A 24180-nucleotide genomic window follows, 5' to 3' on the forward strand; every position below is an offset into this window, starting at 1 on the left:
GGGTGACGGACAGGCGCCATCTGAATAATGGTTCAGATATAGAAATAGATAGTTATAAAGTTACCCAGCCGTTCTTAATGGAATTGATAACCGCTTGTGTCCGATCATCTACTTCCATCTTTTGCAGGATGCTACTGACATGGTTCTTAACTGTCTTCTCACTGATGAACAGGAATTCACCAATCATCTTATTGCTCTTGCCTTCGGCCATTAAGCGAAGCACTTCGGCTTCACGTCTTGTCAATGGATTATCTTCAGCGGCAATAAACTTCACGCCTGCATCTCTCGATTGGCTGCTCACGATACCGTTGCCATCAAGCAGCGTCATCCGACGAAGCTGCTGAATAAGCTTGCCCGTTACCTTCGGATGGATGTAAGCATACCCTGTTACAACCGAGCGAATTGCATTAATTAAAGACTCCGCCTCCATGTCTTTCAACAAATAACCGGAAGCTCCTTTGCGCAGCGTTTCGAATACATAGCTTTCATCGTCGTGTATTGAAAGGATGATCACCTTTACATCCGGAAAAATATCCCGCAATCGTTCTGTTGCAATAACACCATTTTCGATTGGCATATTGATATCCATCAGAACAACGTCCGGCACTTCTTTATTGCAAAATTCCAATACCTGAATGCCATCGCCACACTCGCCAATAACCTCCAGATCGTCCTCCATGTTCAATATACGCTTCAAGCCCTCACGAAAAAGCTGGTGATCGTCAGCAAGGAGTACTTTTATAGCTTCTGTGTCCTTCTTACGATTCTCCATAAGGTTGCTTACTCCTCTCTCTTATCCACATTCGTCGGAATTTTTATCATGATGCGAGTTCCACGGTTCTCCGCCGAATGAATTTCCATACGGCCCTCAAGCAGCTCTACCCGTTCCTGCATACCCAGCAGGCCAAAATGAGCATGCTCTTTCGACTTCTCCTCCAGAGACTCTACCTTGAAACCAAAACCATTGTCGCGCACGACCAGGCGCACTTCTTCTTCGTCATACGTCAATTCACAGGTAACGAAGGAAGGATGCGCATGCTTCGCCGCATTAGTGAAGGCTTCTTGCACCAATCGGTAAATCGCAGCTTCCATCGCAGAGCGCAGCCGACGTTCCTGACCTCTAACCTCGAATGCAGTCTTAATTCGATGCTTGTCTTCGTAATCATGTATAAATTTTCGCAGTGTCGGTACAAGCCCTAAATCATCCAACGCCATTGGACGCAAATTAAAGATCACCTTGCGGATCTCTTCCAAGCCGAAACGAACTTGCGATTTTAAATCTACTATTTCGTTCTGCACCATTTCAAATTCCTGCTTATTTAGCATTCTTTCTACAATTTCCGTCCTAAGCACTAGATTGGCAAGGGATTGTGCAGGGCCGTCATGGATTTCACGTGCAATCCGCTTCCGCTCTTCTTCCTGCGCCAAAATGATCTTCAAACCAAGCAGTTGCCGGGTTTTGGCTGATTCCAATATCCGTGTTACCTGACTCAGATCACCAGATAAATATTCAAGTGCGACACTCATCTGAGAACCAATTGTCTCCGCACGCTCAATCGAGCCCTCAATCGCACGCAGCCGCTTCTGAATATCGTCTCGCCGGGTTTTTAAGTACCCTTCCTTCTCCCGATACATCATTAGCTCAAGCTGAAGCTGTGTGGCCTTTTCATAGGCCTGCTTGATATCTTCCTCTGTGTACCGGACAAAATCGCGACTTACATCCGTCAAACGCAAACGAGCCAGACGATAGTTCCGCTCCAGCTCGTCCACCTTATCACAAATCTCTGCGGTCTGATCCATAACCATCTGCAGCTCTGTGCTCATTGAAATCGCTTCGTTACGAGACGAATCTAATATTTCATAGATTTGATATTTGCTTTCTTCCATCACTTTGATGGCGTTCTTAATAACGCGATCAATGACATCGACTTGATTATCCACTAACGTTCGGTCTCCTCGTTCATAAAAGGATGAATGGAATTTCATCCTTTATGATACCACATCAATGGATGGTAATGGACTTCGTATTTTGATCCCATTTTACAGTTAGGCCTAATTGTTCCGACACGAATCTAAGCGGGACTAAAGTCCGACCTTGACGAATGATTGGTGCGACATCAGAAGTAAGACGAGAGCCGTTGCGCACAAATCCCTTCTGATTTACGATCATTTCAAGGAAACGCTCGCCGCGCATAATCGTGACGGATTGTGCAGATCCATTCCAGAGCGCTTCGCCCCCAAATGCATCAAGCACAACACGCACTGGCACATAAGTTGATCCATTCAGCACGATTGGTGCAACGTCCATCTTCTTCACATCGCCATTCACCTTGGAAGACTTGCTGTTCACTGTCAAATTCATGGTAGCGGATGGGAAAATATCAGAAGAACCAGCTGGCAGCTGTGCAGTTAAGTTATCAAATGCAACCGCTCCTTCAGTTGCACGTTCATCCTGATCTTCCTTGAAGTTAACCAAATATAACCGTTTCAGCTTAGCTGGATAGGATATACCTAGTGATGATAAATCGACTTCTACCTTCTTCCACCCATCCCAATTGATAGATTCTGCAACATTCACATAGTGCGCTTTCTTGTTGGCATCATGGATCTCTAGTCTCAAGTTGTTAAAGCTCTTGTCTCCATAGACATCGAACTTCAAGCCACTAGTGCCGCTAGGAAGATCTATGCCTGTAGAACCATTTAGCTCCGCATAGGCAAACTTATCCACATTGCCGCCTGCCTTCATATCATAAGACAACTTAATCACCTTATCATTGGATCCACGGCCGCCAAATCCGCCTTCTATGCTCGCTTGTCCCTTCGTACTACCCTTAGGCAATCCAGAGAAAGACACACTCGTACTTGATTGATTGAAATTATCGATCTGCTTTTCTGCACCAAGTGTCACTGGAATCATCGTCTTTAAGCCATCGTAGCTGGCAATGGCATAGCCAATCTTCGTTCCTGCCGGAACGGAGTCAACTCGAAGCACTCCATCCACAACTTTTCCATTGAAACCGCGAAGCTCCCATTTGATAGCAGATGCAGGCACTGTAGCCTTATTGCCATCAAGCAATGTAGCCTTAATCGGAACTGGAACGCTGGCTCCTGCAGTAAGTGGAGCGGAGGACGTAGCAATTTGCAGACTCGATAGATCCTTCGCGCCGATGACCGTAATCTCTGCCTTTGTCTTAGCTCCTCCTGTTGTAGCTACGATCGTTGCCTTGCCTGACGACTGTGCGACAAATGCATCCTTATCCCACTTCATCTTTCCATCAGCAGAGCTCCATTTTACATCCAGATTAGAAGCATCTACAGGATTATAGTACTCGTCATATGCCTTCATGCTATATGTTGCTCGCTGACCGATAAACAGCGTTTTTTCGCCACTCAGGGTCATACCTTTTACTTTGCCAGTTGGGGCTGTCGTGAACACACCAAGACCATTCACAACAGAGCGGACATTGTTGCCGCCCTCTTTCGTTTCATGCGTAAGCTTCGTATCAAACTCGCCTAATGGCCGATTCGTCATCGTCGTGGAACCGCCACCGTCCAAATTCACCGCTTTCCAGACGCCAGCCTGCACTAATGCTTGCTGAAATTCCTTCAACGTAAAGCCAGAGCTTACGCTGTTCGATTCAGCTGTAACAATGTAAGCATATCGCCCATCCTTGGAATAGCCGACCGCTGTACGGGCCGTCACACCGCTGCCGCTAATGCCGCTCGTATCACGCGTGAAGCTAGATGCCTTGCCGTTCTCTACAAGCAGTGTATGACCGCTAATCATCATTTGGAAGGAGGAAGGGTCTACCGCTTGTCCCGATGTCTGTGACGTCAAACGATAATCAATCTTAACCGCTGTACCAACTTCCATCGTACGACGCATGAAATCAGCTGCCTGCCCATGGCCTCGCAAAATAACGCCATCTTCCGGAACCTCAATTGGAAGAGCGCCCATATCAGAGATTTGCTCTACAACTCCATTGCGCACAAGCACCTCGGTCGGGGTCGTCGTTGTATCATTTGGACGCTTCATCCCTGACCAAGCATTGGTGTAAATGTACATGGCATTCATGTGGCTGTGCTGCTTTCCAGGCTCTTTATCATATTTCATCTTGTTGATGCCAGACAAAGGGAAGGTTTGGCCATCGTTCAGTGCCACACTGCCTGTAAAGCGGTACTGATCAATGGTTGGAGTTCCACTCTTCGTCACCGCAAAAGCATACATGCCCGTCAGCTCCGCTGGACTTGTAATCATGACTCCTTCAGAAATAGAACCTCCCATCGGTACTTGATCGGATCCCATCATCCAATAATCTCCGTTTACACCCGCAACAGCGCCCGTTTCCTTCGTCATTTTCGTGACGGGGTTACCAGTAGCTGTCTTGCCGTTCTTTCCAGTCATCACATCCAGCTTAATATAAGGATTGCGCAAGTCTGCTTCTATCATATTTATCCGGGTCTTATATGTCTTCGAGCCTCGCTGTAAGGTATATTGATAGGTAACCAATCTAGCGCCTGAGGTAAGAACCTCTTCACTGATTTTTTGCAAAGAATTAACTGGTGCAACATCCCCGCTAGAAGACTCAATCGGTGCATCCGCATAGACATAGCTTCCCCAACCGAGTGCAGGCTGTATGAACAGTGCGCCGGACAGTACGACTGCAGCAGCCTTAGTCCCGAATCGTCTGGTGTGCTTGTGACGAACGGAGTAATTTGATTTCCCCATGTTTTTCTCTCCCATTTCAACCTGTTATGTATGATTATCGATATGTTCGTACCAAAACTCTACTATATATAGACTACCAAAAACGACAAAAAGTTGCGATTTTGTTACGTATTTGGTCAATTTCCCGGGTCATAGTTTTACAAATTATAGATATAATTGAAGCAAAAAAAGCCCTGTCTTCGGCCTCTTCGCCGCTCAAAGACAGAGCTTTCTTGCAATTCTATTAATAATCCAATGTTATATATCCTACCTTCTTCAGCAGTCGGTTCAAGAGAATAGCTGCCTGCGCGCGGGTTGCTGATCCTTTTGGATCAAAACGATTGGCGCTGACCCCTTGAATCAATCCATCCTGAACGGCCTGTGCTACGATTGTTGCACCAGCACGAGTAAAATCCTTGTAGTCCTTGTATGGCTTCAGCACATCTGTATGTGCTGCAGACATGCGATATCCTGAAGCCTGTGCTGCACGCACCATCATAAGCGTAATTTGTTCACGCGTTATAAATTGCTTCGGCTTAAATGTCCCATCCGGGAATCCCGAAATGATACCTGCACGGATCGCCGCGCCAATATAAGCTCCGGTAATATCTCCTTGATTCACATCTCGGAAGCGCTTGGCGGCTTCATTGTCTGGAGTAAGTCCTAATGCACGAGCAATCGAAACGGCAAACTCCTCACGAGTAATTGGCTTATTCGGCTCGAACTTTGTTGTGCTGCGACTGTTCATAATCATTTTCGATACGAGGGCCATCACATCAGATTGCGCCCAATGTCCTTGTACATCGGCGTACGATTGTTTGCCCATCGTAAATAGGATAATTTTGGAACCTGACATATTCGTAGTCGCTACAGTGTCTAATCCTGCACGAGACAGCTTCGTTGGCAAATAGCCGAATTTGGAGTAACTCTTGATCCATTCGACCAATGCAGCACGACTTGCGGTTACAGACTGCGCTGTCTTCATTTTTACAGCCGAATCGATATCCAGTACAGTCCCTGACCCGTTGCCAATCAAATTGAACAGACTGAATTGATAAGCTTTCACCATCGCTGTCGCTTGGGAGCTTGAAAGCTCATTTGTAATGGTCACAGTCTCATTTACGGGCTCAATCTCAAAAAGAAGCGAAGAGTTCGTAATAGATCCTTGTGTACGCTGAATGATCTTGCTCATCGTATCTCGATTGAGTGATATCCCGTAGACAACATCTTTATACTTAACCGTGAACCAAATGACATCCGTTCGTGAATATGCCTTTTCAAAAGCTGCTAACGGCACAACAACCCGTGCGCCTGCTTCAGAGGACGGCACCTCGAATCTCAGCTGTTTATCTGAATCCATGGATTGTCCAGCAAATTCGAACGCTGTCTTCACTTTATTCGTATCAAGTGTGTAACGATTAACCGTTATTCCACTGTTTGTCCGGTCGGAAGTGATTTGAGCCGTGTTCGCCAATAGTACGTAGGCGTAGTCGCCGAAGGAGCTATCTTTATCACTTTTCACAAAATAGCTGTCCAACGATCCTGTTGTTCCACCTGTGCTAGTTCCCGTGCCGTTCACTTTCATGTTCGAGAATGTCTTGATCTCAATTCCCGATTCCGACTTCAGTGCTTTTGAACCTGTATTGTAGGTCACACTTAAATTACTTCCATCAGTTGGTGGGTACATCAGCTCAATTGTCACTTGTGTTCCACTGGCAGATACCTGTTTAATACTCATTGCCTGATTGCCGGAAGTAACCAGGAACTGTGGATAGTAAGTCGACGACATCGATTCCAGCCGCTTGTTGAACGTCAAGATGATCGATGGTGACTTCCATGTTAATGATTGAACAATCGGTGCTTCACTGTCTGTAGAATTGGAAACAGAGACAAGGTTCAGGTTGGATGCATAGTTATAATTCCAATCGCGAAGCGGCGGATTCCCTCGAACATAAGACACGGTTACAGTGTCTGTCTTGAGCACCGCTGACTGCAATGTCAGTTCAACCCGATTATCCTTAATCTCAACCTTTGTAACATAACGAGGCTTTTCATTCACGAGCACCGAGAAATGACTCTTCATCGGAATATTGTTCTTATCCATCGGTTTGTTGTACTTCAAAATCATTTTTGTTCCCAGCGCTGTTGCTTCTTTTAACTCTGGCGGTTTGTTGTCATAACTATTCCGTACGAAAAATTCATCGATCGTTCCTACTTTGCTGCCACGGGTATCCTCTAGTGGATAATTGCCTGGCGTGTAACTGACCTTGACAACATCTCCGTTCGATACCGAACGATTTAATGACAAGGTAACTGTAGACGAGCCGCTGTTATGTGATAGTTTATCAATTCCTACAGAGGAATCATTGTATGTGACCGTAAATTGACCGTCTGCATAGGAAGAGACACTTTTCAAAGAATCTGTAAAATATAGATATAACGTAGAACCTGAAATATACCCATCACGCAGCTTTGTTAATGTCGTGTCTACCTTGTTCTCTACTGCACGCGTGCTGAAGCTGGAAGCTGCATTGCCTACTGTATCGCGTACCATGCGGAAACGTGCTGCATAGCTAATCTTAACGTCCTGACCAACTGCAACACCGCTTTCTAGCGATACATAGACAAAGTTGCTAGAGGTATAAGCACTGCTGACACGCCGCCCTTCATTATTCACCGTTACCGTGAACTCGTTGGCAGGCGGATTCACATTGCTGTCGAGCGTCTTATTATAACGAATTTGGATTAGCGAGTTGTTGTACATCGTCACATCTTCAACTGTTGGCGGATTACGGTCGGTAATCGCCGTAGAAAAGGCCCATTCCGATAAACCTGCAAACTCATTGCCGGCCTCATCCTTGACCGCTCCCCTTGCAATGCTGACTGCATACACGGTATTTTCCTGCAAATTAGAGGCCGGGTAGATCCACAACTCCTTCGAATTGCGTACGTTTACGCTGGCCGATTCTGAGTAGGAACTTGATTTACGTCGTAATTCGACACCTTTTCCGGTGTACACGATTGGTTTACTAAAGGTCACGATCAACGTCTTGTTCGATGGCACAGACACACTGCCTGATGATGGATCGAAGCTGACAATCGTAGGCGCCGTTGTATCCGTTGATTGCGTGCGGAACGACCATTCTGCAGCCTCCATCAGATTTCCAGCCGCATCCCGGAAAGCCCCCTTCGGTATGGAGACGACATATGTACGATTTGCCTCTAGGGATAGTACATTGGTAGACTGGATAATCGCAGATCCTCCACCCGTTATCGCTGAGGTAACTGGAAGTACAATATCTTGGCGACCGTCTGACTTAATCACGATATTCCCTGTTACTTGATAAACAGACTTATCAAATGTTAGCTCTAAGCGCGTCTGTGGCGGCACAGCTGTTCCGTCTAGCGAGCGCTTAGTTATTTTCGGGGGATTCGTATCTACACCTGGATTTGTTGTAAAATTCCAGTATGTCTTTCCTGAAAAACCTGCCACTGGCGTTCCATCATCCAGATCCAGAAATGCGCCTGCATCCATGGTGACGTAATACGCCGTTCCCGCTTCCAAACCATCCAGTTTTGTCGTTGCTGTGAGTCCGTTAACTGTGAAATCCTTCGCAGCTAATGTCTTCACTACGCTGTTGTCGCTGAACTTATTGATCTTGATACTGCCTTGGCCTGCTTGGACAGGACGGTTAAACGTAATTTGTGCATCCGCAGGCAAAGTAATTCCTTGGCCTTGTGGCGAGAAGGACGCCGCTTCCTGCTGAGATTTGGTTGAAAATGCCCATTCTGTAGGTGTGGACAATTCCTTAGAGTCTTCTCCCAAAAAAAGCTTTCCATCTACTTTGATAACATATCTTGTGCCAGCTTCAAAAGGCTGCAGCCCTTCCAACTGGAACGTTAGATTATCGGTTGTTGCTATTTTCCCGATTCCATTCGCACTTGTTTCAGCGAAACGCTGCTGTGCTCCTGTTTTTTCGTTCGTTACCGTAATGTACCCATTTGTCATGGATACTTTCTCGTTGAACGTAAATTGTATGCTTGATGGATTGATCGATACTCCCTGTGCTCCGTTAGCTGGCATAGTGCTAACTATCACAGGAGGGGTAGCTGCGTGCACTTCAGGCACTCCTCCCCATCCGAACACTCCTAAAAAAAGGACGAAGGCCATTGTAGCCGCAATCCATTTCTTCATTCTATATGCTCCTTTCATTCCGAAGACAGTTGTACTTTATTTGTCGGTAAAAAGAAGGAAATAGTTTAGATTCATCATTACTAGTACGCAAAAAAGACCTCTTTCCGAGCCTGTAAGCTTAGAAAGAGGTCTTGTATAAGCGCTGAAATAATAAAGGTTAGGTTACAAACCTGCTTGCTCACGCAGAGCATCTGCTTTGTCTGTACGTTCCCAAGGCAAATCCAAATCTGTACGCCCAAAGTGCCCGTAAGCAGCAGTCTGCTTGTAGATTGGTTTGCGCAGATCAAGCATTTTAATAATGCCTGCAGGACGAAGATCAAAATGAGATTGAATCAGTTCAACAATTTTCTCTTCATTTACTTTGCCTGTTCCGTAAGTGTCCACGTTAATGGATACTGGAGTTGCTACACCAATGGCATAAGCCAATTGGATTTCGCATTTGTCAGCTAAGCCAGCTGCTACGATATTTTTCGCAACATAACGCGCTGCATAAGCTGCAGAACGGTCAACCTTCGTTGGATCCTTCCCGGAGAACGCTCCGCCGCCATGGCGTGCATATCCGCCGTACGTATCCACAATGATTTTACGGCCAGTCAGGCCAGCATCACCTTGTGGTCCGCCGATTACGAAGCGGCCAGTTGGGTTGATGTAGTACTTCGTCTTGTCATCGAGCCATTCGCTAGGAACGACCGGAGTAATAACCAGCTCTCTGATATCACGTTGGATTTGCTCCAATGTTGTATCTTCAGCATGCTGTGTCGACACGACAATCGTATCTACACGAACTGGCTTATCTCCATCATATTCAATCGTCACTTGTGTCTTACCGTCTGGACGAAGGTAAGGCAGTGTGCCGTCTTTTCGTACTTCGGACAAACGACGAGCAATGCGGTGAGACAATGCAATCGGAAGCGGCATGAGTTCTGGCGTTTCGTTCGTTGCAAAGCCGAACATCAAGCCTTGATCGCCTGCGCCGATATTCTCTGTTTCTTGCTTGGCATCTTCAGTACGTGTTTCAATGCCAGCGTTAACCCCCTGAGCGATGTCTGGAGATTGTTCGTTAAGCGAGGTCAATACTGCACAGGTGTTATAATCAAAACCATACTTCGCGCGCGTATACCCGATATCCTTAATCGTGTTGCGTACGATAGATGGAATGTCAACATAATCTGCCTTTGTGCTGATTTCTCCTATGACGAGAACTAATCCCGTGGCTACGGATACTTCACATGCAACCCGAGCATTCGGGTCGTTCGCCAAAAAGGCGTCCAATACCGCGTCCGAAATTTGGTCGCATATTTTATCCGGGTGTCCTTCAGTAACGGACTCGGACGTGAACAAGTGGCGTCCTTTCAATGACATAGGACTCGACCTCCTAACCTTTAATATGGCTCTCCCATGAGCAGCCTAAACAAAAAATGAACCTTTCCCGGAATGGAAAAGGTTGTTATAGCAGCCTTCGAAAAATCATATTACTGTATTTGTCCGGTCCTGTCAATGAAAGCGACGAAAGTTGGATTTCCTATTTTTTCTGTAATGCCGTCGCGATGAGACGCTTGGTAATTTCGCCACCTACCGAACCGGCATCACGTGAAGAAAGGGTACCCCAATCTGCGTGGCTTGTCGTATGTTGAACCGGAACGCTGCCGAGTTCAGAAGCGAACTCTGTATCCATTCCAATATGTGCTCCATGATGAGCAACAGGAAGCCCGAACTCAGCTGCAATCTCATATTTCATACGGTACAAGACATCTCTGCTGGCTGGCACTAACGTTTTTTTGCTCACGGTATATCCTCCCTCGTTATATATGCATCTGTGACACTTATTGTGCCTCATTCGGAAAGATACACCCACAGGAAATGTTGCCCGTCTTGCCAGCTCATGTTAATTATTCAGCTTTTTGTATCGTGTAGCCGCCACGCACCATCACAATCAATCCATTTTCCTGCTGCGGATCCGGCATAACGCCGCGTCCATCACGAGGGAACAACAACAAGTGGTTCGTAGCAACCGCTTGTCCACTCTTAATGTCTGTCCCTGATGTTACATCTGGCACACCATTTTCATCTGGGCTTGTAATGACGGCTTTCCCGTTGCGAACAATAACCTCTGTCCCAGCCTTAGCAACAAGCTTTTGACCACTTTTAATCGTAACGACTTTAAGTTCAGTGCTGCTTGCATCTGTTTCTGGCTGTTTCACATTGTCTTTATCTTTGCTAGCGTCGTTGCCTGTACTACCTTTCTTCAATTCAGCTTGAATGAGTGCTTTAACCTGTTGTTCTACATAGCTCTTCGTGACAAGAGGATCTGAAGATGTTCCTGGTGCTGTATCTGCCGCGAATGCGTTCACGCCCAAAATAGAACCTGCTACGATCCCCCCAGCTATTAATGTAGTTGATAAAATAACCTTCGTTAATTTGTTCATTTTTTCCTCCTCACTCCTATTAGTGAAAATCCCCTCATTCAGAGGGGATTTTCTTGATTTCTATTAGTCGCCAGTTTTCAGGTTTTTGATATTATATCTGCTTCCATAACTAGCAATTTTGATTCTCTCGTCTTGGAATGAATCATAAAGGGATACTTGGAAGGCTCCATTCTCAACTTGTTCAAAGAATGTATCCGAAATGGAAGTAGAAAATGACTTTCTTTTTGCTTCTTCTAAATCTTTCTTGCCAATTTCTAGAGCCTTTTCGAATTTACGCCCACTAGTATCTGTTATTTCAATAATTAACTTATGTTCGTACTCCCCGATATTGTAATCTTGCTGCCTAATTAAATCGTAAGTGAACTCGAGTGACAAATTCGAAGACTTGTTCGCAGTAGCAGTAAAATTATTAATCGACAACTTATATGGGAAGAAATCAAGATCTTTAAAGTCACGTTTGAAAGAAGGCTGAACAATATCCAAATTCATTGCAACCGCGTTGACGTAACCATCAGATTCTCCTTTTGGTGCAGTCAGTTTATTTTCGGTAATTCCTTCACCGATAACAAATTGCAACTTTTTAGGATCGATCGAACTTGGAACCTTAGCCCAAGCAGTAAGTATATTTTGTCCTTGTGGGTTAGTAGGCCCCTGAATTTGTGTAATATTTGCCTTGTAGTAACGCCCATCATCCGTACGATAATATCCAACCATTTGTGATAAGATAGATTGGCGTTCTTCCTGGCTCTTCATAATTAGGTCTGTGTAAATAACTTGATTTGCTGCACCTGGATATACCTTACTATTTGATGCTGTAATATCTGCTTTACGACCTTGTGTTTTCAAACTATGAATGGATCCATATTTAACCACTGGCAATTCACTTAATTTACCGCCATTTGTAAATTGAATCATTGGCGACAGATCTGACTCCCCTAATTTTTCCATCAATGCCACTTGAATTTGTGAAAAATCTAAATAACTAGGGAGTTTTGTAACAATGTATATATCTACTTCTTCTTTTGGTCCAATAATGAGTGCGCCATTAGAGCTTACAACTTGCGTTTTGCCTGTAATATCAGCTGTGTCTAATTTATATACACCTTCAAGAGCAGGCAATTGAATGGTTTTAAACTCTTTGTTTTTAATTTTCATTTTGGCTGACAGGATATCCCCATCTACCCACGGAAGCCGTTGCAACGATTCAATGGTTACTCCCAAATTACCTTTACTATGCTGAACATTGTATTCGATTCCTGTCTGATTTTTCATGGACTGGAGTTCAGGTAATCCATAAATACCTTCTGGATATTTAAATTTTGTATCCTTTTGTGTATCTTTTTGTGCATCCTTTTGTTCAGGATCAGAAGGTCTATTCATTTGCAGCTTAAGTTTGCTAACATCTATGTCATATTTCACATTAGCGGTTAAGGTTACTGGGCGTTTTTCCAATGGCTTAAGAACAAGACTATCAAGCGATTTCGTTTGAATCGGAACAGATAACCCATTCGGACCATTAATCTCAAATTCGTATTTAGGTATGTTGACAGGGCTATTCGTCAGGTTCTCAAACTGGAATGTCAATGTAATTTCATTTTGGTCAAAGCTTTGATTTGACCAACCAGTTACAATTTTCGTACTCACTTTTGAATCATTTATTTTGATAATTTTTTCCTTGTTTGGTGCTATGCTAGAATTACCAGCGTTCGATTGCGGCAAAGATAAGGTTGCAATCGGTAAGTTCATTTTTAATGTTTCATCTTCAGTTAATACCTGCATCTCCAATTTATTAAGGATTATGTTCTTCGGAACTGCAGTCATAAAGTTTAACGTCTTCTTCTCACTTGGCTGAAGCTTATATTCCTTGCTTATGTTATCTGGAACAAGTGGGTAATTACTGCCACTTGCCGTCTTCAACACATATTTATAAGTAGGATTCTCCAATGGTTTAAAACCAGCATTCTCAATGTTGACAGCCACATTCACGTAATTAGAATCACCTGACGGGAATACGATAACACTACCGATGCTCGTTTTGATCGGAATATCATTCATTCGAACTGTGCTTTGTTTTCCAGCTATTGTAGATGTCATCATCCAAGTTGGGATACTAAATGATCCTAATCTATTTTCAAAATTTGATTTGCTGAAATCCCATTTAATAATGTCAAAGTTCAAGTCATTAACTGTTAAGTGTTTTGCTATCTTCGTATAGTACGTGACATTCATTTGTGAAAGAGCCGGTACATTTTTCTTTTCTTTATCCTTAGTTGTTAAGTTGCTTGAGTATACTGTTCCACTTTTCGTACGAACCTTAGTCCAATAATCAATGAGCGGAATGCTCCGTTGCTCATTATTGTAATAAGTAAGCGTATAAGTCAGAATAGTTCCGTCATCCTGCTTATTGAGATTAACATCTGTTAGCTTAACAGAGCTTTTTGCTGTTAATTGAATTGGCTTCAGTTCATTCAAAGTATGTACTGGGGTTGGTTTGGTAACCTTTGTTTGCTTCTTATTTGCAGGTTGTTGTTTATTGCTGGCTGGATTATTTGCAGCGTATGCAGTCGTAAATGTTATTGAAAAAGTACCGAGTACAAGAGACAGAGATAGCATCGTCGCAATGGCCGTTGTTCTTTTCAATCTAGTTCCTCCTATTTGTTCATTCTCTTATATGTATTATAACGCGAATAGATAGGAGTTGGTTGCGGTTTTGAAATAAGTTTGAGGGTTACATTGTTGTAAGGAAACGAGATTATTGTATTCAATCATTAAAACTTAATATTTATAAAAAAAGAAAGCCCCTTATGGGGCTTTCTTTTTAAGGATTACTTACCGGAGTATGTTCCAGGAAGGTAAAAGTCTTGAATAACATTACCTTGTCTGTCTCGAACTACTGAAGTACCCTTGTCTTGAAGCTCAACACGGAATCTAGTGTCAGACTTCACTTCTTTTACGCTAGTTGGAAGGTTGAACAGAATCTTGAAGGATTTTTGCTCAGCTTTTCCATCTGTCGCAGCTTCGATTTTCACGATGTCTGCTTTTTGTGAATCAACTTCTACACCGAAGAACTTGATGAATTGAGCAGTATCAGCAAAATCAGTATATACAACCGAGTTCACACTAACTACAGCTTCATAAGTAGCACCAGTTACAGTCGCTTTATTAACTACAACAGAAGTTGCTTCCGGTCTAAGTTCACCGTTCACATCAACAGTGAATTTTTGGATACGATTTCCAAATGTATCTGTAGAATTGTCGTTTACTGCTACCAATTGAGCACCAAACAGGTCTACTGGAAGTTTGTTGCTGTCATTGAATTTCAATGTCAATGTGTTTCCATCCTGTTGATAGCTGTTTGGAACTTTTGGTCCATCTACAGTAGTAACTTTGAAGTCACTTACATCAACATTATTCAACTTACCTGTCAATTTCACTTTCAACTCATTGCGATCTTTAACAGTAGCTTTTTCAGCCCATGTCACTTTAGCATCGCCAAGCTCTTTTACTTCAACTTTGTAGTTTTCGCCATCTTTGAACCAGTCGCCATCGATGTCTTTAATCAAGGTAGCTACAACAGCTGGTGAATATGGATTTTTAACTTTGCCATCTGTAGTCAAGAAAGTACCACGTTTAGCATCGATACGGATTGTATCTGGTTGTACAAGTACTGGAGTCTCATAATCATCATTCAAAGACTTACCGAATACTGTGTACTTCGCTTTAATAGTTGCATCACCGTCTCCATCCGTTTTCACCGCTTTAGGGAATTGGATGTAGATATAGTCTTGGTTAGCGTCGTAGTTAGTCCATGCGCGAGCAGAACCACTCTTTGCATCAGCAGTGATTTTCTTAGAGAATGGAAGCATTGTGTTGCTCACATATGCGTTGTCTTTAACACCATTCACTTCTAAGATGTAGTCACCCTCATCCAAAGGTTTGATCAAGTCAATAGTAACGGTTTTCTTGTCTTTTTTGTAAGTAGGTGTTGTCAAGATTTTACCGTCATTTTTGTTGACAGCATCATGCTTGAAGAATTTACCGTCTTTGTCTTTCAAGATATAGTTGTCACGGTTAGTTGCGGAAGCCGCATCCAACTCTTTGTTGAATGTCAATATGATCTGATGATCGCTGTTTTTCAATTCAACTTTTTCTACTTCTGGACGTTCAGCATCCAAAGAAGGGTTAACTTTAACTTCACGGTTAGCTTTGTTATTGCTGTAATCCGTTGCACCTTCAATGTAAACTGTGTTTTCGCCCAAGTACAAAGCCTTAGATTTTTCGAATTTCACAGTTACGATGTTGTCTTTAATTTCTACCTCACCAGTGTTGCTGGAGTTTCCATGGTAGATTTTGCTGATCGATTTAACAGTTTCGTTAAATTCGATTTCCAATTCCATTGGATCTTTTGCTTTTGCAGATACAACTTCTGGAGCAGTAGTATCTTCAGCAATTGTGAATGTTTTTTCAACTGGAGCAATTTTCAAACCAGAGAAGTCTTCAACATTGCTGACTGTCAATTTGTGTTCGCCTACAGACAAGTCAGTGCTTACGATTGCAATGTTTGGATAAACATATTTAACGGATGCACTAACTGTTTTGCCGTCAACTTTATAGTTGCTTGTAGTGAATACGCCTGATTTCTTAACTGGCTCGGAGAATACAACTTTGAATGCTTTTGTACCCAAGCCTACAACTTCTTTAGCTTCAGGAGTTTTCACGTCCATTGGCGTGAACTTCACTTTTTCATCGAAAGTTTTGGACTTATCTTCGTTTTGAACGCCTTTAACTTTCAACTCGATTTCTTTTTGGTTCTTCATTGTAGAAGAATCTTCTTCCTTAAGGAGAACGTAAACAGTGTTTTTGTCAATCAATTTAGCACTGTCAACTTTAGCATCCTTAACTTCGTAGTTGTCAGCTTTTTCAGCGGATTTCTTATCAAGAGAACCGTCGAATTTAACAACTACTTCTTTCAAGTTTTCAGCCGTAACAGACTCGATTTTTTGAGCTGCTGTGATAGTGTAAGTCACTTTAGTAGTGATCTTGAACTCTTTGCCTTCTTTGTTCTTGTAAGTGAATGTCACTTCAGTTTCTTTGTTAGGCTCAAGAGCTTTATCCAAAGTTACCTTTTGAACTTCTTTGTCGGACATAGTGAATTCAACTGTTTTGGAGTCGATCACTTTGTAGGACGTTACTTTAGGACCTTTAGACATTTCGTCAGCTGCAAATGCTGCTTCTACCAATTGAGCGCGAGTTGCATTTGCTTTAGGGTTTGCATCTTTGGAGAACAAACCAGCGTTAACTGCTGCTTCGAAGTATCCTTTTGCCCAATCAGTAGCTTTGTTTTGAGCATCTTTAACTGGCTCAAGTTTCAAAGCAGTAACCAAAGTTTTGGATGCTTCTTCAACTGTGATTTTACCGTTGAAGTCAAAGATTTTCTTAGTCAAATCTTTACCTTGCATCAAGCCTTCAGCTGTTACAGCTTCGATGAATGGAGCTGCCCAGTTTTTAGCATCATAGTTTTTATCTTTGTAAGAATATTGTCCATGGATTTCTTTCAAACCGAACAATTTAACAAGAACTTTAGCGAACTCAGCACGAGTCATATCTTGACCAAGTTTCGCGTCAGTAGTTCCTGGATAGCCGGAGAATACACCAGCTTCTTTCAAAGCATCAAATTTCTCTTGAGTTGTTTTTGCTGCGTCAGCACCGAAAGCTACGTTTGCGAACATAGAGAACGCCATAGCAACGGAAAGCAGAAGGGCCAATCTTTTCTTCATAACCTTTTTTTCTCCTCCTCTAAATTGCTTCGTTTGTTGAGTTTGTTGCGTTTGTTGCGTAGAAGTTTGATAGTTCATTTCCCTCATTCGCCGATTCACCCCCTTCCTAGAGTGAGCGAAATGTAATCTAAAAAGAAGTCTGCAACATAAGGACATGCCACAGAAACTAGTAATCGATTAGGAACAAATGAAAATAAATAGAAATACTCATACCACTCTAGACATTATACAATGTCAATTGCCTAGCGTAAAGTATATTTTTGTGAAATACAGGGAACACTTATGAATTTAACCACTGTATTCGAGCTTCATCATATTAAACGCACAGGTTTCAAAAAAGTTGCGCTCTGCGTGAAATTATTTAAATATTTTTTCGCAGATTTCAAACATTTACTTGCTTATTACAATCATCAACTGCATATACACGGATATGCTATACATATTGCAATACTTGAATTCATTTATATGTATGCATTAACGAATACATGTCCTAGTATAGCGCCTTCATAGCGATGAGTCACTCGTCAATGTTTTCCACTGAATGACAGATCACCCATGAATATGATCATAGGTAGATTCGTTACATTATTTCCAGATCCATGATCCTGATGCTACGTATCTCTTCTATATATAAAGGAAGAGAGCCGAGCATTCGACTCTCCCCTTTATTACCCGTGAATGTACTTAATGAATCCGTGTTACATCTTAGGCAGTTTCTTCAAATCAATCATAGCGCGCGCCATGATTAGGGCAGCATCGCCACGGAGCATATTCGCAGATGGCTGGAATACATACCCTTTCTTCGGATCAGAAGGATCGATTGGAACTCCCGAAATAAAGCCTTTCTTCGCTATCGCAAGTACAGACGGCTGTGCATAGTAATCAATCTTGTCTGCATCTTGGAAGTACTTCAATAGATCCTTGCGAACCTTGTCGCGATTCGTATCCAGCTTCAAGTTCAATGCTTTCGCAAGCATGACTGCTGCATCCTGACGAACAATAGAATAGTCGCCGCCAAATTCATTCGGCGATACACCACGGACGATACCTTCACGTGCGGCAGTTTCAACATAACGGAAGTCCCACAGCTGATTCACATTGATTGTATTCATCTTATCTGCTTGTGGCACTACAACATCATTGAAATGCTTCTTGCCGTCATAGTTCAACGGAATTTCCTTCGCACGAACGATCATGCGAGTGAATTCGCCACGAGATACATACATATCTGTACCAAACATGGAGAACGGATCAAATGGATTCATGACACCTTTTGCAAAAATCGTTTCAATGAAGTCACGTGCGTAAGGATGCTGTACCACATCATGATAAGAGTAAGACATCTTACCAACTACATAGTATCCAAAGCGCGTAAATGGAACTGTAACGGTATGCTTTTTCGCATCAACGACTCCACCGATGTTTTCCCATTGCTGCAATTCCGAATCAAAGCGGAACACACTCACTGTGCGACCACCGTCATCTGTTACATTTTTATCATAGCTCAAAATCAATTTACCTGGTTTAGACAAGATCAGCTCATTGCGCAGGTCACGCTTATAGAACATCTCAATTGGTGAACCTGGATATTGATATGGCTCAGCGCCATATTTAATTGGATCATAAACAGAGTCTGTCTTGATGTCATCCGCTTGACCTGGATCCATCCAAATGACCGGACCGGCCTTAATAAAGCGCTCTGGGAAGCTCGCCTCAAAAATGTTCTTTGCTTCAATTTTCGCCAAATCATAGTTTGCAGGCTGGTACTCAAATTCGCGACGGTCTACTTCTCCATCGAACGAGTTCGCAATTGCAAACAGAAGATTATGGCCGCTAAATACTTGGTTTTTAAAGTTCTGCGGCACATTATAGTCACGTCTTACAAGATTCGCACCTTTTTCGAACGTTAAGTTTACGATGCCTTCAAAAACTTTATGTGATTTTTTCATCGGCTCCATATACTGAGCACCTGGAATCGACGTAGGTACGTACTTCACCGTAATGGTATTTTTGAATGTATCTTTGCCTCTTGAAATAGCTATTTCGATCTTATTGTCTTTATTTGCCTTAAGGCCAACGACAAATGCACGATACGCATTTTCGTACGGTTTTTGTGTCTTGTCATAGCTTGGGTAGTAAATCATTTTTTCTGCTGGAATTTTATTAATAACTACCTTTTCTGCACCTGGCGAGTCAATAATGACTTCAACAAAGTTTTGGTTAACCACTCGCTTTTCAAGCGCTGGCTTCAAAATTGTGTAAGGTACATCTACCGGTACAACTTCTAGGCGATATGTTGCACGAGGACCACCTTCGCCACTGTTAAATACAGTCATGTTCATTGCGACAGGAGTTCCATCACCAGGAAGATTTATGCCCTTAATAATAAAGCTAAAGAATTGTTTATCATTATCGTAGTAAACAGAGATTCCGTTAACCACAGCACCTGAATTGTACGTATCTCCATTTTTGTCCGTGAACATATTTTCCAATGTCCACTCAACTTTCCCTAATGGGTTTTTATCGTTTTTCAAAACAGGAGATTGGATCACTAACTTGTAATTCTGAAGCTCGTTAGCCGTACCGCTTCCTCGCAGAGTTGTAAGTTTTCCTTCGATTTCAGCTTTGTTTTTTCCGAGATCAATAAAGTCGAACGTACCGTATACATTCATTTGCGCTTCACGAGTCAAATAAACGCTGCCTTTTTTCTCAAAGCGAGGATCATTTGGCTTCGGATCCGGATACGTTGTGCTGTATGGATAAATTCCGTCTGTCTCAGGTGCTGGAATAACCGGCAAGTTCGTCGGAATAAGCGTTACCGTAATGGTGTTCTCGTAATGCGATTTTTGGGAACGGAATACAAATTTGATTTTGTTGTCTCCCATATACAACGCATCAAAAGCCTTTTGCTGGCTTACTATTTTAAACTGACTTTTTGTTGTGCCTTCAGCCAGTTCCAAAGTTGTATTATTGACACTGAAAAATACCGTTTGTTTTGTCCCTGAGTATACAATTTCATCTTCGTTCGCAATATTATAGATTTGACCCGCCAAGTCCTGTAATTCCTTCATGACTTGAGCTTGACGATTAGAATTTGTTGTATCCGTATAAATCTTTTGTCCGTCAAATGCACCATCGTATTTCACATATGGTCCATATAAAAGAGTAACCGTTGCCGTATATGTTTCATTAGAGCCATCCAAACGAAACACAATCGTCTGTTTCCCTGTGCTTGGCAGCTTGTCAATCAGGTATACAACCCGACTCATGGATGTCGGCACCCCATTGATATTTTCAACTGTAACATCCTCGGCAACAATCGTAGGATTTAAATGGTAAGTATTGGCATTTTGCTTTTTGCCTAATGCGTCGGTTACAGATTCAATCGAAATTTTAGGACTGCTTCCATTAGGCACTAAAAATTGGATTGCAGCCGGCATGGAAAATAACTGCGCACCGTCAAGCTTTCCGCCTTGCAGCGCCACAACTTCCCCAGGCGTCATTGTGTTGTTATATCCACTCAAATAATTCGCTGCGTAAATATATGGTTTGCCTGCATCCTTCAACAATACGGAAAATCCGGACATACTCTGCAATGAAGGAGTAGACAAAGCATAGTTCGTTGAAGTCAAAGTAATGTTAGTACGAACATCTTGCTTGACAGCGCCTGGTATTTCAAATGAGTACTCCACAAATTTTGGATTCGAGGAAACCTCAACCACATTCGTTGCATTTCCGTTTGTTTTATTACCGCTGCCCGTTTCAATCATTTCATATGCGACACCCACGCTAGTCGGCTTCGCTTTGGTTGAATCGTAAGGGATAAGAACACGACCATAGATTACACCATTAGTATTGGCAGTAATCGTAGGACTTTGCGATAAATCATATTTTGTTGTTCCGCCATTTTCCTTCATGTGAACATCATGGAACGTTACATCACCATTGAAAAATGCCACTTCTCTTGTTGTTTCAACCGATTGTGTACCGTTAAATACTTTAATTTTAACTAAGTTCCGGCCTTGCTCAATGGCAATTGGAGAAGCAAAGAACGTCCAGTCATTGCTCTTAGACACACCAAAGGACCAGCTTCGTCCGTTCACGTCAATTTGGACTTTATCCGCATTCGGTGCTTTACCGGAGATGCTGACGTTTACCGATTTTTTACCTTGAGAAGCATCCGAGTAAACAATTGTCGACTCATCTTCTTTCAAGTTATAGACATTCCCATCCAAAGATACGGACATGTCGTACATCGTTGGACCATTGCGGTACTCGATAAAGATGGAGTCATACACATCCGACATGCCTTGCAAGCCTTTGAATGTAATTTGGTTCAATCCAGGGTACAACTGTAAATTATACAATTGAATTTTCGAACCATTGATCATAATGTTAGCCGTTTGGCCTTCACGTTTATCGTTTTGATCCACTAAATATTTATCCGTCGCGTTTGGATCAGGATTTTTATTCAGCTTGTACACGCTATAAGATATCGAATTTCCGTTAACGCCATTCAATGTACCTTCTAACGTCACACGTTCACTGTTCGTTATACGTGCAGACGTAGGTGAATACTGTTCATTCGGAAATACGAAATGGTTGGCGCTTGCTGCGAATGCCGTTGATACTGCTGTACCGAGCGAAGCCGGGATGAGCGTAACGACGAGCGCGAGCGTCAACAGTATGGATACCAGTTTCTTCAACGCTATTAGCCTCCTTGTTTTAGAACCGTATTTGAGTTGCCCCTATCGGCTCGACACTTCCTTGTACTTCTGTTATCGGCTAATCTCGTCCTAAATTTTAGTCAATCCTCCGAAGTTTGTATCGCATATCGAACTGTAAGACAATTAAAAATAGTCTGTTATAGCAAAGAGCGGTATCAAGTGAAAGGAAAAGGTATCCATAGAAATAAAAAACGAAAAAGGGCATAACAAAAAACCTTTGCCCCAAGCAGTTCAGGCTAAATGCCTGACTCCGCTAAGAGAGCAAAGGTTATGCGTGCAACATACAATATAATAGCGAGCTTACTTCATCAAAGTCCGCATGTAATACTTGTAGTAATCGTTATTTCGAACGCGATTCGGCATGCACCTTCATGCGCAAGCGATGCAATACGTTCAGCATCGGTTTTCTCGTCTTGCTTACGATACCAATCACTTCAGCCCCAAGCTGGAGCGATACGAGCAGGACGCAGATGACGACCAAAGTTACCCAGTTCGCATCATTCGATGCGGCAACAGATTGGATTACAGCTAGCAATCCGAAGAATGCAGCGATACCGTAGATGATGAGCACTGTCTTCCGATGGCTGAAGCCCAATTCGCGCAGGCAATGGTGCAAATGCCCTTTGTCTGGTGCGAATATCGGCTTCTTTTGCAGCCAGCGGCGTACAATCGCAAAGAATGTATCCGACAGCGGCACACCAATAATAAGCAATGGTGTAATGAACGACATAATCGCAATTTGCTTAAAGCCCAGCATAGATAGAACTGCCAAGCTAAAGCCTAAGAACAAGGAACCAGAGTCACCCATAAAGATCTTCGCCGGATGGAAGTTAAAGAACAAAAATCCAATAATGCTTCCAAGCAAGACGGCGCAGAGCAAAATAATTACGGGGTTGCCCATAAAAATGGCCATGACCAGTATCGTGGCAATGGCAATGCCGGATACCCCAGCTGCCAGTCCGTCCAAGCCATCAATCAAGTTAATGGCGTTCGTTACACCAACGATCCAAAAGATCGTAAGCGGAATTGCAATCCATGTTTCAATAAATAAATATTTATCGCCAAACGGCACATTTACAAAATCTACAGTTAAATCAAATCCGAATACCACGACACACGCAGCAACAATCTGACCGAGCAGCTTTGCTTTCGCAGACAGTTCAACACGATCATCCAGCGCACCAATCAGAATAATGATGGAACCTCCGGCAAGCAGCGCCTTCACAAGATTCGCATCTCGCGATGAACCAAGCAGTGTATCAGGGATAAAAAGCATAAGTCCAAGCAGCGTAATTACAAACGCCGCAAAAATAGCCAAACCACCCATGCGGGGCATGATGCGCGTATGCACTTTCCGCGCATTCGGTACGTCAACCGCACCTACTTTGATCGCAAACTTCTTCACTAAAGGCGTTAATCCAGTGGCAAGCAGCAGTGCTGCCAAGCAGCCACCAATTGCGTATACGGTCATCATCGGTAGTTTCAACCCCCATTTATGTTACCGGATCGAATTATACTCCGTTCAAAATGGAAACACCAATGCCGGATTCATGTGAAAACTTACGAAAATGAAAGATTATACGTCATTTTACTGCACTTTTGTGGGCTTATCTTTATCCCACATCACTTTCCATGCAAATTTAGGCAGTGCCAGCATTCGCATGAAGCGCTTTGGCTCCTTGGCTAGACGATACAGCCATTCAATACGCAGCTTCTGTACCCACATTGGCGCTCGCTTAGCCTTTCCTGATATGACATCGAAGCTGCCCCCGACACCCATCATAAAAGGAACTTGAAGCTGATGACGATATTTTGCAATCCAAGGCTCCTGCGTATCAGCTCCACGAGCAACGAACAGCAAGTCAGGATTCGCCTCACGGATCTGTGCAACAACCTTTTCATCCTCATCGCTCTTAAAAAATCCATCTCGATATCCGACAATGGAGATGGACGGATACTGCTCTTGTAACCGTTCCGCAGCTGCCTGAACTACATCAGGGGCAGCACCAAGCAAATATACCTTCCACTTGCGAAGCTCTCCCATCTTCATCAGCTCATGCAGAAGATCGAAACCGGTAACTCGTTCAACTACTGGATCGCCGAATTTATTAGCTGCCCAGACAATGCCTGTTCCATCCGGAACGATCAGGTCTGCTTGCTTCATGACGGCCATATTCTTATCATTCTCCAAGGCCGCCATCACCATGATGGGATTCGCTGTAATCACTTGAACCGAGCGGCCATTGTCAATATGATCAACAAGAAGCTTTACGGTATCTTCCATATTCAGCTTGGAAAATGGAATGCCATAAATCGAAACTTTAGGTACATCCTTCATTTCTAACAT

The 24180-nt window shown here is 43.1% G+C and carries 12 protein-coding genes; all 12 read right to left on the reverse strand.

What is annotated here, in order from left to right; translation table 11 throughout:
- Window positions 1-52: 52 nt before the first annotated feature.
- On the reverse strand, window positions 53-772 hold the full coding sequence (locus ACQ5BJ_RS17235) for a response regulator (RefSeq protein WP_005544747.1): 720 nt from the start codon (window positions 770-772) through the stop codon (window positions 53-55).
- 8 nt (window positions 773-780) lie between these two features.
- Entirely contained in the window at window positions 781-1941 is a 1161-nt protein-coding gene (locus ACQ5BJ_RS17240) for a sensor histidine kinase (RefSeq protein ID WP_262866481.1), read from the reverse strand.
- 61 nt (window positions 1942-2002) lie between these two features.
- A complete protein-coding gene (locus ACQ5BJ_RS17245) occupies window positions 2003-4729 on the reverse strand; it encodes a stalk domain-containing protein (RefSeq protein WP_005544752.1) in 2727 nt (908 codons plus the stop codon).
- A 223-nt stretch (window positions 4730-4952) separates the two neighbouring features.
- Window positions 4953-8903 carry an Ig-like domain-containing protein gene (locus ACQ5BJ_RS17250; RefSeq protein ID WP_262866482.1) on the reverse strand — a complete coding sequence of 1317 codons (3951 nt, stop codon included), beginning with the start codon at window positions 8901-8903 and terminating at the stop codon, window positions 4953-4955.
- 162 nt (window positions 8904-9065) lie between these two features.
- Window positions 9066-10265, reverse strand: a complete 1200-nt coding sequence (gene metK / locus ACQ5BJ_RS17255; RefSeq protein ID WP_005544758.1) for a methionine adenosyltransferase — start codon at window positions 10263-10265, stop codon at window positions 9066-9068.
- 160 nt (window positions 10266-10425) lie between these two features.
- Complete coding sequence (locus tag ACQ5BJ_RS17260) at window positions 10426-10689, reverse strand: small, acid-soluble spore protein, alpha/beta type (RefSeq protein WP_430111693.1); 264 nt, start codon at window positions 10687-10689, stop codon at window positions 10426-10428.
- Window positions 10690-10792: 103 nt separating this feature from the next.
- A complete protein-coding gene (locus tag ACQ5BJ_RS17265; RefSeq protein ID WP_430111695.1) occupies window positions 10793-11329 on the reverse strand; it encodes a hypothetical protein in 537 nt (178 codons plus the stop codon).
- 63 nt (window positions 11330-11392) lie between these two features.
- Entirely contained in the window at window positions 11393-13969 is a 2577-nt protein-coding gene (locus ACQ5BJ_RS17270; protein WP_005544764.1) for a hypothetical protein, read from the reverse strand.
- A 185-nt stretch (window positions 13970-14154) separates the two neighbouring features.
- Window positions 14155-17193 carry an S-layer glycoprotein gene (locus ACQ5BJ_RS17275; protein ID WP_262866483.1) on the reverse strand — a complete coding sequence of 1013 codons (3039 nt, stop codon included), beginning with the start codon at window positions 17191-17193 and terminating at the stop codon, window positions 14155-14157.
- Window positions 17194-17804: 611 nt separating this feature from the next.
- A complete protein-coding gene (locus tag ACQ5BJ_RS17280; protein WP_430111699.1) occupies window positions 17805-21812 on the reverse strand; it encodes an S-layer homology domain-containing protein in 4008 nt (1335 codons plus the stop codon).
- A 361-nt stretch (window positions 21813-22173) separates the two neighbouring features.
- Window positions 22174-23307 (reverse strand): MraY family glycosyltransferase, encoded by a 1134-nt coding sequence (locus ACQ5BJ_RS17285; RefSeq protein ID WP_005544775.1) that lies wholly within the window; start codon window positions 23305-23307, stop codon window positions 22174-22176.
- 114 nt (window positions 23308-23421) lie between these two features.
- Complete coding sequence (locus tag ACQ5BJ_RS17290; protein ID WP_430111701.1) at window positions 23422-24180, reverse strand: WecB/TagA/CpsF family glycosyltransferase; 759 nt, start codon at window positions 24178-24180, stop codon at window positions 23422-23424.

This window comes from Paenibacillus sp. B1-35, assembly GCF_050474385.1.
GTDB classification, from domain to species: Bacteria; Bacillota; Bacilli; order Paenibacillales; family Paenibacillaceae; genus Paenibacillus_B; species Paenibacillus_B alvei.